Annotated in this window: 14 protein-coding genes; 7 read left to right on the forward strand and 7 right to left on the reverse strand. The window is 30.5% G+C overall.

Going from position 1 to position 16,320, the window contains the following annotated elements:
* Position 1: 1 nt before the first annotated feature.
* From acnA to AC5SLY_RS04565, 3 genes are read right to left on the reverse strand one after another with little or no spacing between them, the layout of a single operon-like run.
* Positions 2-2,671 (reverse strand): aconitate hydratase AcnA, encoded by a 2,670-nt coding sequence (acnA, locus tag AC5SLY_RS04555; RefSeq protein WP_006997963.1) that lies wholly within the window; start codon positions 2,669-2,671, stop codon positions 2-4.
* Positions 2,672-2,678: 7 nt separating this feature from the next.
* Positions 2,679-3,269: a LysE family translocator gene (locus tag AC5SLY_RS04560; RefSeq protein ID WP_006997962.1), complete on the reverse strand. Its 591-nt coding sequence runs from the start codon at positions 3,267-3,269 to the stop codon at positions 2,679-2,681.
* Positions 3,270-3,275: 6 nt separating this feature from the next.
* Complete coding sequence (locus AC5SLY_RS04565) at positions 3,276-3,617, reverse strand: tRNA-binding protein (RefSeq protein WP_006997961.1); 342 nt, start codon at positions 3,615-3,617, stop codon at positions 3,276-3,278.
* A gap of 27 nt (positions 3,618-3,644) precedes the next feature.
* Here AC5SLY_RS04565 and argE point away from each other — a divergent pair, with 27 nt between their 5' ends.
* The 4 genes from argE to AC5SLY_RS04585 are packed head-to-tail and all read left to right on the forward strand — an operon-like array spanning position 3,645 to position 7,262.
* A complete protein-coding gene (gene argE / locus AC5SLY_RS04570) occupies positions 3,645-4,835 on the forward strand; it encodes an acetylornithine deacetylase (RefSeq protein ID WP_018414305.1) in 1,191 nt (396 codons plus the stop codon).
* A gap of 38 nt (positions 4,836-4,873) precedes the next feature.
* Positions 4,874-5,773, forward strand: coding sequence for an allantoinase PuuE (gene puuE / locus AC5SLY_RS04575; protein ID WP_006997959.1), 900 nt, complete (start codon positions 4,874-4,876; stop codon positions 5,771-5,773).
* A gap of 2 nt (positions 5,774-5,775) precedes the next feature.
* Positions 5,776-6,762 carry an allantoicase gene (gene alc / locus AC5SLY_RS04580; RefSeq protein ID WP_006997958.1) on the forward strand — a complete coding sequence of 329 codons (987 nt, stop codon included), beginning with the start codon at positions 5,776-5,778 and terminating at the stop codon, positions 6,760-6,762.
* Positions 6,759-7,262, forward strand: a complete 504-nt coding sequence (locus AC5SLY_RS04585; RefSeq protein ID WP_006997957.1) for an ureidoglycolate lyase — start codon at positions 6,759-6,761, stop codon at positions 7,260-7,262. Before alc ends, AC5SLY_RS04585 begins: the two co-directional genes overlap by 4 nt.
* A 45-nt stretch (positions 7,263-7,307) precedes the next feature.
* Here the strand turns inward: AC5SLY_RS04585 and AC5SLY_RS04590 are convergent, their stop codons facing one another.
* The 3 genes from AC5SLY_RS04590 to speB all read right to left on the reverse strand — a co-directional run bounded on the left by AC5SLY_RS04590 (position 7,308) and on the right by speB (position 11,367).
* Positions 7,308-8,756: an NCS1 family nucleobase:cation symporter-1 gene (locus tag AC5SLY_RS04590; RefSeq protein WP_006997956.1), complete on the reverse strand. Its 1,449-nt coding sequence runs from the start codon at positions 8,754-8,756 to the stop codon at positions 7,308-7,310.
* A gap of 194 nt (positions 8,757-8,950) precedes the next feature.
* Complete coding sequence (locus AC5SLY_RS04595) at positions 8,951-10,387, reverse strand: aldehyde dehydrogenase family protein (protein ID WP_006997955.1); 1,437 nt, start codon at positions 10,385-10,387, stop codon at positions 8,951-8,953.
* A gap of 20 nt (positions 10,388-10,407) precedes the next feature.
* Positions 10,408-11,367, reverse strand: a complete 960-nt coding sequence (gene speB / locus AC5SLY_RS04600; RefSeq protein ID WP_006997954.1) for an agmatinase — start codon at positions 11,365-11,367, stop codon at positions 10,408-10,410.
* Positions 11,368-11,424: 57 nt separating this feature from the next.
* Here speB and AC5SLY_RS04605 point away from each other — a divergent pair, with 57 nt between their 5' ends.
* From AC5SLY_RS04605 to AC5SLY_RS04615, 3 genes are all read left to right on the forward strand, one after another.
* On the forward strand, positions 11,425-12,162 hold the full coding sequence (locus AC5SLY_RS04605) for a putative zinc-binding metallopeptidase (RefSeq protein ID WP_494598622.1): 738 nt from the start codon (positions 11,425-11,427) through the stop codon (positions 12,160-12,162).
* The gene (locus AC5SLY_RS04610) at positions 12,162-12,806 is read left to right on the forward strand and encodes a peptidylprolyl isomerase (RefSeq protein ID WP_006997952.1); all 645 of its coding nucleotides are present in this window, start codon (positions 12,162-12,164) and stop codon (positions 12,804-12,806) included. The genes AC5SLY_RS04605 and AC5SLY_RS04610 overlap by 1 nt, the downstream gene beginning before the upstream one ends.
* Positions 12,807-12,887: 81 nt before the next feature.
* Positions 12,888-14,096 (forward strand): primosomal protein, encoded by a 1,209-nt coding sequence (locus AC5SLY_RS04615; RefSeq protein ID WP_494598623.1) that lies wholly within the window; start codon positions 12,888-12,890, stop codon positions 14,094-14,096.
* Here the strand turns inward: AC5SLY_RS04615 and AC5SLY_RS04620 are convergent.
* Positions 14,093-16,315, reverse strand: coding sequence for a 3-hydroxyacyl-CoA dehydrogenase/enoyl-CoA hydratase family protein (locus tag AC5SLY_RS04620; protein WP_494598624.1), 2,223 nt, complete (start codon positions 16,313-16,315; stop codon positions 14,093-14,095). The genes AC5SLY_RS04615 and AC5SLY_RS04620 overlap by 4 nt on opposite strands.
* Between the last annotated feature and the right edge of the window lie 5 nt (positions 16,316-16,320).

Here is a 16,320-nt window from a genome sequence, read left to right on the forward strand (position 1 = left end):
TCTATATCATATTCCTTAATACATACTGAAGTATTCCACCATTTTTATAATACTCTAATTCGTTTTTAGTGTCTATTCTACATAGCGTTTTGATCTTTTTAATGTCTCCCGAGGCATATTTTATTTCAACTTGAACATGATCTGATGCATTTATACCCTCTTCAATTTGAAGAACTGTTATCAACTCTGAACCAATTAATTTTAAGTTTACTCTATCGTGTCCTTCGGTAAATTGTAGAGGTAAAACACCCATTCCAATTAAATTAGATCTATGAATTCTTTCAAAACTTTCTGCTATTACAACTTTAACACCTAATAGTTTTGTTCCTTTAGCAGCCCAATCCCTTGACGATCCTGTTCCATATTCTTTTCCACCTATAACAACAAGGTCTGTGCCTCTTTTTTTATATTCCTCAACAGCATTATAAACTGGCATTACTTTTTCTTCTGGATATAATTTTGTAAACCCACCTTCTGTTCCTGGTGCCATTTCATTTCTTATTCTAATATTTGCAAAAGTTCCTCTCATCATTACCTCATGGTTTCCTCTTCTTGATCCGTAAGAGTTATAATCTGTTGGAAGTATTTGATGTTCCATAAAATACTCACCTGTTGGGCTTTCTTTTTGAATATTTCCTGCTGGAGAAATATGATCAGTTGTAACCATATCCCCTAAAATCAAAAGTGGTCTTGCATCTTTAATAGGTTTAAAGCCCTCAGGTTGATCAGATAAATTTTCAAAAAATGGTGGTTTCTTCACATAAGTTGAACTTGAATCCCAATTGTAAATACTGGTATTTTCAGTTTTAATTTCTTGCCACTGTTTAGGGCCTTCTGAAACATTTGAATATCTTTTAACAAACATCTCTGCATTTAGAGATTCTCTTAATGTGTCTTCAATTTCCTTATTAGATGGCCAAATATCTTTTAAAAATACATCTTTACCATCTTTACTTTTTCCTAAAGGCTCTTTGTATAAATCAAATTCCATGTGACCAGCAAGTGCATAAGCTACTACAAGTGGTGGTGATGCTAAGTAATTAGCTTTTATATGTGGAGATATTCTTCCTTCAAAATTTCTATTTCCAGATAAAACTGACACAGCGTAGATGTTTTCCTTGTCTATTGCTTTAACAATTTCCTCTGGTAAAGGGCCTGAATTTCCTATGCAAGTCGTGCAACCATATCCAACCAAATTGAAACCAAGTTTATCTAAAAATACATTCAGTCCTGCTTTTGCTAAATAATCTGTAACTACTTGTGAGCCTGGTGCTAATGATGTTTTAACCCAAGGTTTGGTCTCCAAACCAAGTTCAACTGCTTTTTTTGCTAATAACCCAGCACCAATTAATACATTTGGATTTGATGTATTAGTGCATGAAGTTATAGCTGCAATTAATATTGAACCGTCTTTAATTTCATAATCTGTTCCTGATACTTTTGAAACATTGTGTTTTTTTCTATTAGTTGCATCTTCAAAAACTTTTTTAAATCCAGTAGATGCATCTGTTAATAAAACTTTGTCCTGAGGTCTTTTAGGTCCTGAAATTGTCGGAACAACTGTAGACATGTCTAATGATAAAGCATCTGTAAATTCAACTTGATCATTTGCCCACAAACCTTGTTCTTTTGCATATTTCTCAACTATGTTTACTGTATTCTCATCTCTTCCTGAAAATCTTAAATATTTTAATGTCTCTTCATCAATTGGGAAAAAGCCACATGTTGCACCATACTCTGGTGCCATATTTGCAATTGTTGCTCTATCAGCAAGAGTTAAATTCTTTAAACCTTCTCCATAAAATTCAACAAATTTTCCAACAACCCCTTTATCTCTTAACATTTTTACAACCGTTAAAACTAAATCTGTTGCAGTCGTGCCTTCTGGCATTTTATTTTTAACTTCAAATCCAATTACTTCAGGAATTAGCATAGAAATTGGCTGACCTAGCATTCCAGCTTCTGCTTCAATTCCACCAACACCCCATCCAAGAACAGATAAGCCATTAACCATAGTAGTATGACTGTCAGTACCAACTAACGTGTCAGGGAACAAATAATCCTCATCCTGAAATTTTTCAGACCAGACTACTTTCGATAAATATTCTAAATTTACTTGATGACAAATTCCAGTTCCAGGAGGAACAATTCTAAAGTTATTAAATGCTTGTTGACCCCATTTTAAGAAGGAGTATCTCTCACCGTTTCTTTTAAATTCAATATCAACATTTTTTTCAAAAGAATCTTTATTTGCTGATTTATCTACTTGAACCGAATGATCAATTACAAGATCAACTGCAGAAAGTGGATTGATTGTATTGGGATCTTTATTTTTTTCTTTAACAGCTTCTCTCATGGCTGCAAGGTCAGCAACTGCTGGTATTCCCGTATAATCCTGTAACAAAACTCTAGCTGGCCTATAAGCTATTTCAGTCAATGATTTTTTTGTTTTTAACCATTCTTTAATTGCTTCTATTTGGCTTTTAGTAACTGATAAATCATCTTCGTATCTTAATAAATTTTCTAATAAGACTTTTAGGGATTTTGGAAGTTTTGAAATTCCATCTAAACCATTTTTTTCTGCTTCTGATAATGAATAATATTTGTATTCAGTATCATTTATACTGATAGATTTTAATGAGTTATATGAATTTTTATTCCCTGGTTTCATTTAGTTTTTAGATGTAGAACCCTATTATACAAACGATAAGTAGCAATGACATAGCATAATTAAATCGTTTAATAAAATTATTATTTGTGGCAAATTTCCTTAAAAACTTACCTAAAAATGTCCATGAAGTGATACTTAAAAATGCTGTTATACTACAAACTGTAATTACCCAAATAGAGTGATTCAAATAATTTTCTCCTTGTTCTACAAAATTTGAACTCAATGTAACTCCCGCCATTACTCCTTTTGGATTTATAAACTGAAAAATAAATTTATCTAAAAACTTTACTGGATTTTCTGTTCTTCCATCTGAAGAAATTTTTGAAAATGAAATTTTATAAGCTAGATAAATTAAAAAGATTGTTCCAAGAACTCTGATAATTTCCTGAATGATTGGATAATTTTTGAAAGTTGATATTAAAACAAAATTAATTAATATAATTAAAGCTGTATAACCAAAACCAACCCCTAAGATTAATGGTAAAGTTTTTCTGATACCAAAATTAAACCCTGAGTAAGCTGCAACAGCATTATTGGGTCCTGGTGTAAAACCTAAAGATAAAGAAATTCCTATTAGCAATAATAATTCTGGATGCATAAAAAATTAAGCTATTGGAAGACCGTTTTCAGATACTTGAGATGGATGAAGTAATATGACCTTACCCTCTTTATCAATTGAACCTAAGATAAGAACTTGTGAAACAATTCCTGCAATATTTTTCTCAGGAAAGTTACAAATACCCACAACCTGTTTTCCTTTTAAATTTTCCTCATTATAATAATGGGTAATTTGAGCTGAAGACTGTTTAATTCCAATTTCTTTACCAAAATCTACTTCAATAACTAAAGAAGGTTTACGTGCTTTTTCATTTTTTTTTACAGAGATTACAGTTCCAACTCTAATATCTATTTTATCAAAGTCATCATAGGTGATTTGTTCTTTCATATATTTAATATATAATGGTTGATAAATATGAGTACAGAAAATAATTCAGAGCTATTGTATAATAATTCAGTTCAAATTTTAACTGACTTAATAGCTTTTAAAACTATTTCAGGAGAAGATAATAGCTCATTAATTGATTATTGTGATGGTATCTTAAAAAAATTAGGTGCTACCTCTTTTAGAACTTATGATGATGAAAAGAAAAGAGTGAACTTATTCGCTACTCTAAAAGCTAAAAATTCAAATAAAAAAAAACCAATTATATTATCAGGCCATACTGATGTTGTTCCAGTTTCAAAAGGCTGGAGCTCTGATCCATTTATAGCAACTATTAAAGGTGATAAATTATACGGTAGAGGTTCATGTGATATGAAAGGTTTTATTGCATGCACTTTAGCTTATGCTCCTATTTACTCTAAATCAAATTTAGATAGAGACATTCATTTCTCATTTACATTTGATGAAGAAACTGCATGTCAAGGTGCTCCTATACTAATAGAGGAATTAAAAAAAAGAGATATTAAAGATGGTATTTGTATTATTGGTGAACCAACTAATATGAAAATTATTGATGCTCATAAGGGATGTTATGAATATACAACTTATTTTAAAGGTTTAGCGGGACATAGTTCGGCACCCCATAAAGGTGTAAGCGCTGTTGAATATGCATCGAGATATGTAAATAAATTAATTGAGCTTAGAGAGAAGCTTAAAAGTAAAGCACCAAAAGACTCTATTTTTGACCCACCACACTCTACCCTTTCTATTGGTGGTGTGTTTGGTGGTATTGCTCACAATGTAATAGCAGACAAATGTCATGTTAATTGGGAAACTCGACCAGTTGTTAAAGAAGATGGGATATTTTTAAATCAAGAAATCGACAAGTATGCAAATGAGGTGTTATTACCTGAAATGAAAAAAGTTTTTCCTAATGCCTCAATTGAAAAAGATATTATTGGTGAAATAGTTGGGTTTGATAGACAAGATAAGTCAGATGCTTGTGAATTAATTTCGAGTTTAACAGGTGATAATTCTAGGCAAGTTGTTTCATTTGGAACAGAGGCTGGATTATTTCAAGAAATTGGGATTAGCACAGTGGTTTGTGGTCCAGGATCAATTGAACAAGCTCATAAAATTGATGAGTTCATTGTTTTGGATGAGCTTAAAAAATGTTTAAACTTACTTGATGGTATCAAAGCAGAATCTGTTTCAAATTAATAAATTGTTAAACAATACAAAGTAAATTATAATTTTTTATGTCTAAAAAAGATCCAAGAGATATGATTGGGTATGGTTCCAGAGATCAAAAGATTAAATGGCCTAATAATGCACGTATTGCTGTTCAAATAGTTTTGAATTATGAAGAAGGTGCTGAAAATTGTGTTCTAAATGGTGACAATAACTCAGAAATTTTCTTATCAGAAATCATTGGTGCTCAGCCTATAAAAGGTAGACATATAAATATGGAGTCTCTCTATGAGTACGGTTCAAGAGCAGGATTTTGGAGACTGCATAAACTATTTCAAGAAAAAAAAATTCCTATAACAGTTTTTGGAGTCGGTATGGCTTTAGAAAAAAATCCTGAAGTTTGTAATGCTATAATAGAAGCTAATTATGAGGTTGCATCTCATGGGTGGAGATGGATTGACTATCAAAATATTAAAAAAACAGATGAAAAAAAACATATGAAACTTGCCATTCAAGCTCATACAAAAATTTTTGGGGAAAGACCTCGTGGTTGGTATACTGGTAGATGTAGCCCCAATACTAGAGACCTGGTTATGGAAGATGGCGGTTTTTTATATGACAGTGATTCTTATAGTGACGACTTGCCATACTGGGAAACTAGAAATAAGAAAAAACAATTAATTATTCCTTATACTCTAGATAACAACGATATGCGATTTGCTACCAATCAAGGGTTTAATACAGGTGATCATTTTTTTTCTTATCTAAAAGATAGCTTTGATGTTTTATATGAGGAAGGAAAAACAAACCCTAAAATGATGTCAGTAGGATTACACTGTAGATTAATTGGAAGACCTGGAAGGGTTCAATCTTTAAAGAAATTTCTAGATTATATTCTTAAACATGAGGACGTATGGATATGTAAAAGAATTGATATAGCCAAACATTGGATTAAAAACTATTCTTAATAATGTCAAAAAAAATTATTTTTACAAATGGTCTTATCGATTTAGCTCAACCTAGATTGGGAACTAAGGTTATATTCAAAACTGATGATTTTTTTGCTTCAGCAAATAGAATTATTAGTCCTTTACCAGCAATTTTTAAAGATGGATTGTTTGATAAAAATGGTAAATGGATGGATGGATGGGAATCTAGAAGAAAAAGAACTAAAGGGCATGATTATATAATTTTAAAATTAGGAAAACCTGGTTCTATTAAAAAAGTTGATGTTGATACATCACATTTTAATGGAAATCAGCCAGCAATGATTTCTATTGAAGGAACAAGCTCAAGTTCAAATAAAATAAGTCAATTAAAGTGGGAACCATTACTTTCTAAGAAAAAAACTAAAGCCAATAGCCATCACTTCTTTACTACAAATAGTAAAAAAAAATTTACACATATAAAATTTAATATTTTTCCTGATGGTGGGGTTGCTCGATTGAGGTTATTTGGCTCAATTGCTAAATCTAATAAATTGAAAAATAAAAAAACAAATCTTGCATCACTATTAGATGGTGCCTCTGTTATTGCTTGTAACAATGAACACTTTGGTAAGGCTGAAAATATTTTAGCCCCTGGTAAAGCTAAAAATATGGGAGATGGATGGGAAACAAGGAGAAGACGTGGCCCAGGATTTGATTGGCTAATATTAAATTCTTTAGATGGAAAAGAAATTGATAAAATTGAAATTTCTACTCATCACTTTAAAGGTAACTTTCCAAGCTATTGCTCTTTACAAGCTGCTTATTTACCAACAATAAAAGGCTCTATACAAATTGTAAATTCTTCAGTCAAATGGAAGTATTTATTAAAAGATGCAAAATTATCCTCTAACAAAGTACATATTTTTAAAAATAACCTAATGAAAAAAGATAAAATTAATTTTATAAAAATTAATATTTTTCCGGATGGTGGGATATCTCGATTTAGAATATATGGAAAAAATGTATGACTAACTTAACAATCAAACCCAAACCTATTAATAAAGAAAATTTTAAAAAGTTTGGAGATATGATCACAACAGATGATATCAAGCCTTTAGAAATAAATGATGGTTACGCAAAACGATATGATGGAATTGCTAACCTGGATGCAAAGAAAGATGGTGGAGAGTCTATAATTAGTATTTTTTCAGCTTTAAAAAGACTTTTTCCTATGAAGGTTGATATGATGGAAAAACATCCACTTGGTAGCCAAGCCTTTATACCAATGAAAGAAACAACATTTTTAGCTTTTGTTGCTCCTGAAGGTGATAAACCTGATTTAAATAAAGTAGAGGCTTTTATTATTCCAAACGGAATTGGAGTCAATTATAATGCTGGCATTTGGCATTTTCCTTTAATTGCAACTGAGGATATGAATTTTTTGGTTGTTGATAGAAAAGGTGAAGGTGACAATCTAGTTCTTCATGATTTGAATAAAGAAAATATCACTTTAGAATTTAAAATATAAAAAAAGCCCACCAATGAATTGATGGGCTTTAAGTTATAACTTTACTTATCTTTTTGATATAGCTAGATGAACTACGGCACCTAATGATGCTCCAATTATCCATGCATATCCCCCGCCGCCGCCTAAGTTAGCGAAGAAATCACCTAAACCTAAAATTAAAATGTTTGGCCAAACAGTACCAACAGCGATGTAACCTGAAAGTACCCACGCTAACATTCCTTTAGTATTAAAGCCACCACTGTAATGATATTTAGCTTTTGGACTATCATCAAATAATGCATCCACATCTAATTTTTCATCTTTAATGATATAATAATCAACCATCATAATACCAAATACAGGTGCAAGAATTGCTCCTAGTGTATTAACAAATGGAAATAGACCCATTTGTGTAATAACAGCAACCCACATACCACCAATGATAAAACCAAAACCAGCAGTAATTAATCCACCAGTTTTGAAATTTATTTTATCTGGCATTAAATTGGCCAAGTCATATGCTGGAGGTATAAAGTTCGCAACCATATTAATACCAACTGTCGCTGCAAAAAATGCGAATGCAGCAATAATTGTTAATCCTAAGTTGTCTACTTTAGCTACCATCTCAGTTGGGCTTGCAACATATTCGCCAAAAATTGCGATTGTTCCACCTGTGATCATTAAAGTAATAAAAGAGAATAAGATCACGTTACCTACTAATCCCCATAGGTTTCCTTTTCTCATTTCATCTTCATTTTTAACAAATCTAGCAAAGTCACCAAAATTGATTACTACGGCAGCAAAATATCCAACCATAATACCAAATACAGCTATGAATGCCCCAAATGATCCTAAGCCTTCAAAACCACCAGTTCGTTCTCCTCCAGAAAATATAGTTCCTACTTCTGAAAAAAGTCCTCCACCAGCTTTAGCCCATATAACCAACATTAAAACAATCATTACCGCATAAACAGCTGGTCCAGCAAAGTTTAAGAATTTTTTGATAAGATCAACACCTTGCCAAAATAAATAAACTTGGAATGCTGAAACAAATATAAATGAAACCCACATTACACCTGTCATGCCAAGAAGCATAACTTCACCTTCCATTCCTGTAATTCCAGTAATTAAAAGCGCTACAGCTGTTGATGCCGCATAAGTTTGTGCTCCATACCAAAACATTGCAACAAGACCTCTGGCCATTGCTGGAAAGTTAGCTCCAAATACACCCATACTAACACGGGCAAAAACTGGATATGGTATTCCATGTTTTACACTTGGTTTACCTGAAAGGTTTACTAGCCACATGATAAAAAATCCTGCAAGAATTAATGCAGCAAATACAGCCCAACCATTCAGTCCTGATGCTAAAAACAATGATGCTGCCAAAGTATAACCAAATAAACTTTGAACATCATTAGCCCACACGTTAAAGATTTCAAACCATCCCCAATTTTTCTTACTACTTGGAGTTGGAGCCAAATCTGAATTGTAGAGTTTTGACGATCTACCCATTTTATTTCTCCCTATTATTTTTGTTACTCTTACTAACTATTAAAAAGTTATGGTAACGACTAGTGCGACATTATGGATTATAAATGTTGTGTCAAAGAATAAAAACATACAACCTTAAGTTTGTAAAATTAACCAATAAAAATAAGGATTATTTAATTTTTAAAAACCTATAATGAACATTAAGTGTGAACTAATTAATCGTTCCAACCACTTACTACTTTAACTTCTAAGTATTCTTCTAAGCCTAATTTACCTGCTTCACGACCAATACCTGAATGTTTATATCCACCAAAAGGAGCATCGGGTGCTAAGCCTGCACCATTAATATCAACCATTCCTGATCTTAATTTTCTAGCAACACGATTAGCTTTTTCTTGATCTTGAGTTTGAATGAAGTTTAACAATCCATAGGGAGTGTCATTGGCAATAGCGATAGCCTCTTCTTCAGTTTCAAAGGGTATAATTGATAAAACAGGTCCAAATATTTCTGTTCTTGCAATTTGCATTTGATTATTAACATCTGCAAAAGCAGTAGGTTTAACAAAATATCCTTTATCAAGTCCATCTGGTTTGCCAGTTCCACCAGCAACTAGTTTAGCGCCTTCATCAATGCCTACTTGAATTAAAGCTTGGATTTTATCAAATTGAGCTTTTGAAACAACAGGTCCAATATGATCACCTTCTTTTGTTGCAATATCAACTTTCATTGAATTAGCAAAATTTTTTACTCTTTCAACAGTTTCATCATAAATAGATTTTTCAACTAACATTCTTGTTGGTGCATTACAAGATTGCCCTGAATTTCTAAAACATCTTAGAGCACCTCTTTCAACAGCTTCGGCATCAGCATCTTTAAATATAATATTTGCCCCTTTTCCACCAAGTTCAAGACTAACTCTCTTAAAATCATTTGCTGCATTTTGAGAAATTAAAGCACCTGCTCTAGTAGATCCTGTAAATGAAACCATATTTACATCAGGATGACTTGTTAATGCATTTCCAGTAACTGCTCCATCTCCATTAACTAAATTGAATACACCTTTTGGTAATTTAATTTCATCTATCATCTCTGCTAAAATCATTGATGATAATGGGGCTATTTCAGATGGCTTAAGTACCATTGTACATCCTGCAGCAATTGCTGGAATAACCTTTAAACAAGTTTGGTTCATTGGCCAGTTCCATGGAGTAATTAATGCACAAACTCCTTTTGGTTCGTGTAAAATGTTATTATTAAGTGCATGCTCTCCTAACTTTGCTTCAAACGTATATTCTTTTAAAACTTTTATATAAGATTTTATATGGCTAGCTCCAGTTCCTGCTTGTAATTGTGTCGAAAAATCAATTGGTGCTCCCATTTCAAGAGTTATAGCCTTAGCCATATCAGCCCATCTCTTTTTATAAACAGCATATAAAGCTTCTAAATATTTTAATCTTTCTTCTTTTGTTGAAAATGCCCATGTTTCAAAAGCTTTAGTTGCTGCACTTACTGCATCGTTTACATCTTCTACTCCACCTAAAGATATAACAGCACACTCTTCTTCTGTTGAGGGATCTGTTACTTTGAAGTCATTTGGTTTTTTTGGAGAAACCCATTCACCATTAATGTAAAATTTTTTCTTATCTAGCATTTTGAGAAACTATCCTTTCTTTATGATTTTGCAAATAAATTTGTTAGTTCGTAAACAATAGTTGCTGCAGCTAACGAAGTGACTTCGGCATGATCATATGCTGGAGAAACTTCGACCACATCAGCAGAAACAAGATTTAAACCAGACAGACCTCTTAAAACATTGACCATTTCTCTTGTAGTCATTCCAGCAATTTCAGGAGTACCTGTACCTGGGGCAAAAGCTGGATCTAAAACATCTATATCAATAGACAAATAAAGTGGATTATTACCGACTCTTTTTTTAATTCTTTCTGCAATTTTATCTGTACCTTGTGTTTGAAACTCATCGCAGTGAATAATTTTAAAACCAAATTCTTCATCATTTTTAATATCATCCCTACTATAAAGAGGACCTCTAATTCCAACATGCATTGAAGCATCATCTAAAAATAAACCTTCTTCTCTTGCTCTTCTAAAAGGAGTTCCATGTGTATAAGGAGCTCCAAAATATGTATCCCAAGTATCTAAATGTGCATCAAAATGCACTAAGGCAACTGGTCCATTACATTTTTTATTGATTGCTCTTAATAAAGGTACTGCAATTGTATGATCACCACCTAGACTAATTATACCACCAACTTTATTTAATAAATCTGTTGCACCAGTTTCAATCTGTTTTATCGATTCATCAATGCTAAATGGATTACAAGTGATATCACCAGCATCAGCAACTTGCTGCACCTTAAAAGGCTCAACATCATAACTTGGATGATAATTAGTTCTTAAATGTCTTGAAGCCTGTCTAATACTCATTGGACCAAATCTTGCTCCTGGTCTGTAACTAGTTCCAGCATCAAATGGAATTCCAACAATTGCTACATCACAACTTTCAACATCTCTCAATTCTGGCAACCTTGCAAATGTAGATGGGCCAGCAAATCTTGGAACTTTAGTTCCACTAACAGGTTGAATTGGGTTTTTATTTCTTTCTTTTTTCATTTATAAATAAAATGTACCACATTCTTTAATAATGGAATATCTTCTATCTTTATAATTATGAACCTAATAAGAGCCGTTTTACTATTAATAATCTTTATTACACCAGTAAAAGCTAACACTATCTATAATCTCATCAAAATACCTAATTTAGAGATTTATGAAATAAATACTAAAAATAAACTTAAGTATTTTTATGCTGTCAGACCCTTTAGACTAGGTACTCAAAAAAATATTGTTTGTTCAAATCCAAATAAAAAAGATTTGGATGCAAAATATAAAATTATTCTTAAAAATCTTAGTAGATATTCTTATGATTATTTAAAAAAAATTAATCTGAAATATATTGTTATGTGTAAAAATTTATCTATCTCAGAATTGTATACAGCTGGCATTCCAGATAATGTAATGAAAACATTAATACTAGATATTAAATTTAATGAAAACTACTTTGAAAGAGTAATCCATCATGAAGTTTTTCATGTAATACATCTTCAACATAAAGAGGTTTTTAATGAAGAAGAGTGGATTAAATTTAATAATTCTAACTTTAAATATGCTGAATGTTCTACATGTACAGAAAATATAGGGTTAGAACAATACAAAGAAACGAAAGGTTTTTTTACAGAATACTCTAAATCAACAGCCTCAGAGGATATGGCGGAAGTTTACTCACACATGATATTTTTAAAGGAAAAAGAAATTAACCAAATTCGTAAATCAGACCCTATTTTGAATAATAAAATTTCATATATTGAAAATAAAATAAAAGAAATAGATAAAACATTTACTTTTTAATGATAAAAAAAATTAAAGCTTCTAAATCAGAAAAACTTATTTTTATTTTTTTAATCCTATTAGCTATCACAACTTTCTGCACATATTTTATAGTTAAGAATAAATGTTTATTTGTCAAAAATATTGATCCAAAGAATATTACTTTTAAAAATCCAAATAATATCGCAGTTTTAAATGCACCTTGTGGAAATGTAATTATAGAACTTTACCCTAATATTTCACCTAATGCTGTTCAAAGATTTGTAACTTTAATTAAATCTAACGCTTATGAGAATATTGCTTTTCATAGAGTAATTGAAAATAAACTTATCCAGGCTGGTGACTTAGAGTTTGGAAAAAAAGGAAATTTAGATTATGGAAAAATTGGAACTGGAAAATCAGGTTTAGGTACAATTAAATCAGAAATTGATAATGATTTTAATTATACCAAAGGTAGTGTCGGATTAGCTCGAACATTTAAGAATGATACTGAAGACAGTCAATTTTTTATAATCCTACAGGATGAACCATTATTTGAAGGCGAATATACACCCGTTGGAAAAGTTCTTTATGGTTTAGAAGTATTGAAAAAAATAAAATCTGATAAACGCTCAGAGTATATATTAAGACCAGATTTTATTAATTCCTTTAAAATGCTTAATTAACAATGAATAAAATTTCAGGTTGAACCCATTTTAGTCACTCTATAACTATTATTATTAATTGAAAATTGATGAGATACGTTAGTGAAAAATGTCCTAAAAAATACAATTAGGAAAAAAATTAATTTAAGTAAAAAAAAATTAATTGAACAACCCTTAAAAATTTTAAAAAAGATTAATATAGAAAAATTAACAAAATTCACATCATCTTCTCTAATAGAAAAATACAATAATTTCAAAGAAAGAGCCAAACAAAAAGAACTGCATAGAATTAAATTAATAAAAGAAGAAAAAATTAAAGAATTAAAAAAAGAAAAGTTAGAACAAGAAAAACAAAAAAATGAAGAAATAAGGTTAATTAAACAAAATGAATTAAATCTAATAAAGGAAGAAAAACAAAGAATAGCTAATGAAGAAAAACTGAAAGAAAAAATTATAAAACAACAGCAACAGATTGAAAGAAAAAAAATTAAACTTGAATCTCAAAGAATTAAAGCTGAAGAGCAAAAACTAAGAGATGAAGAAGAGGAAAAAGTAAGACAAGATGATTTAAAATTAAAAGAAGAAAAACTAAAATTAGAATTTTTTGAAAAACAAAGAATAAGACAAGAGCAACAAAAAGCTAAAATTGAAAATGATAAATTAATGGCTCTTGAGAAACAAAAAGCCCGTGAAGCTAAACAGAAAATAAAAGATGAAGAAGAAAGATTAAAAAATATTGAGATTGATAAACAAAAAAAAAATATGCAAAAGTTAATTGAAGAAGAACATAAATTAAATTATCAAAAACAAAAACTTGAAGAAATTGAACAAAGTATCAAAAAAATTGAAATTGAAAGAATAAGAGAAAAAGAAATAAAAATATTAAAAGAAGCTGATGAGTTAAGAGAAAAAGAAAAACAACTTAGACTAAAAGAACAATTAGAAATAGAAGAACTTAACGAATTAAGATTAAATGAACTCAATCAAAGAAAAATCCAGGAAGAATTACAACTAAAAGAAGAAAAAATAAGATTAGAAAATTTAAGAGAACAAAAAATAATTCAAGCTAGAATTCTCGAAGAAAAAAGAATTAAAGATGAAGAAGAGAGAATAAAAGAGTGGGAAAGGAAATTTGATGAGGAGCAAATAGCAAAAGAAGAAGAATTGATTAAAAAGTTTAATGACCAATTAATTAAAGAAAAAGAACAAAGTGAAAAGATAATAGAATTTAAAAAAGAAGAAGTAATAGAAGAAAAAAAAGAAGAAATATTAGAAAACGAGGTAAAGAAAGAAGAAGATGATAGATATTAGTTAATTAAAGGCTTTCCTGTTGCTAGTGTGTGTTTAATACGGTCTTGAGTTTCTTTTGTCTCTATTAATCTCATGAAAGCATCCAATTCTAATTTAAATAAATCATCTTCTGATAAAGTTTTATCTATAGTTGTATCTCCTCCACTCAAAACATGAGCGAGTTCTTTTGCAACAGTAACACCGTGATCACGAATTATTTTTTCATTATAAAGGTTTTCTATAATTTTATTCATTTCTATTAAAATTTCTTTTCCTGGTAGTTTAAATTCAGTCTCTGATGGAGTTTTAAATTCTTTATTGTCGTCTAAGATCTTTTTTGAAACTTCTAGTAAACTATTTCTATTCATTATTTTTTTATCTTCTGGTCTTAAATATTTTAATGGTTCTGCCTCAATTGGTGAAGTTGCTGTTTTTCCATAACCAATAATATCAAATACTTTAAGTGGTGCATAATGAGGATCTTTTTTAGCCTCGTCTGTATCAAGCCATCTTGCCAACATTTCCTTACATCCACCTCCAGCTGGTATCAGTCCAACTATTGTTTCCACTAATCCAACTACAATATTTGTATGTGAAGCAACAAAATTACTTTGGACCATTACTTCAAATCCACCTCCAAGAGTTAAACCTGATGGTGCAGATATCACCGGGTGATTAGAATACTTAAGATGCTTGCAGGTTTCTTGAAAATATCTAATAAATTTTTCTATGGATTTAAAATCACTTTTGTTCGCAAAATCCATTGTATAACTCAAGTTTACTCCAGCAGAAAACTGCATGCTTTCATTTATTATAATCAAAGGTTTGTCTGTAGCTTTTTTTAAAGCATCCATTGAATCATAATCTAGAGCATTTGCTTTAGTGGTAAACTCAACAATATTATAATCATTAAATCTATATATCTGTGCTGAACTGTTTCCATCTACACTTAATGCTTTCTTTTTAGCTTTTCCAAACGTTTCAATGTCAGTGTATTTTTGTCTAGATCCATAAAAATCTTGATTTCTATTTTTAGATAAATTTTCTAAAAAAGCATTTCCCTTAAAGTCGTCTATTTTACCAAAAAAAGTTTCAACTCCGATTTCTTCTAACATTTCAAATGGACCTTTAGTCCAATTAAAACCTAATCTCATTGCTTCATCAATATCATTGAAATCTTTTGTAATTGATGGAACTAAAGAAGAAGCATATTTGATAATCTTAGAAATAACAGACCAAGCATACTCACCATACTTATCCTCTCTAGAAATTAATTCTTTAAGGTCTATTTTGTCTGATTTAATATTAATTTTTTTACTTGCAGAGTATTCTCCAGTTTCAAGATTAATTGCTTCCATAACCTTAACTTCACCAGTTTTATTAACTCTATAAAATCCGCCCTTGCCTTTTCGACCGGTATATCCTGTTTCAATTAATTTTTTTACTAAAGGAATTTCTTTTGCAACTACTTGAAAAGGGTCATTTTCTGATAATTCTTTAATAAAACTTTTTAAAACATCGGCCATTAAATCAATACCAATTAAGTCATAAAGACCAAACACACCTGTTTTTGGTATACCCATTGGTCTTCCAAAAATTGCATCAGCTTCTTCTATGCTAAGTTTCATTTTAAAAGCTTCAGTCATTGCAACTTGCATTGCAAAAACACCTATTCTATTTCCTAAAAAGCCTGGCGTGTCATTACAAATAATTGCACCTTTTCCAAGTTCTGTTTCACAAAAAGCTTTTAGAGAGTTTATTTTATCTAAATCATTATTTTCATTTTTAACTATCTCTAATAATCCCATGTATCTGACTGGATTAAAAAAGTGAGTAATGCAAAAATCTTTTTTTTCTTCCTCTGATAAGTGTTGAGATAATATTTTGATAGGAATAGATGATGTGTTTGAAGATACTATCGCACCTTTTTTTCTTTCTTTGAATATTTTTTTATAGATATCATGTTTAATATCTATTCTTTCAACAACAGCTTCTACTACCCAGTCAGCTTCTTTTACTTCATCAAAATTATCTAAAATGTTTCCTACTTTAATGTTTTTTATTTTGGACTTATCTAACAAAAGTGGTGGTCTCGATTTGTAAATTTTATCCCGTGCTTGCTCACTTATTTCAGTTTTTAAATCTAATAAAGTAACTGGAATATTTGCATTACACAAATGCGCTGCAATTCCACTACCCATAGTTCCAGAACCTATAACTACTACTTTTTTAATTTCCATAATAT

It is taken from the genome of Candidatus Pelagibacter sp. PS_23 (genome assembly GCF_059417905.1).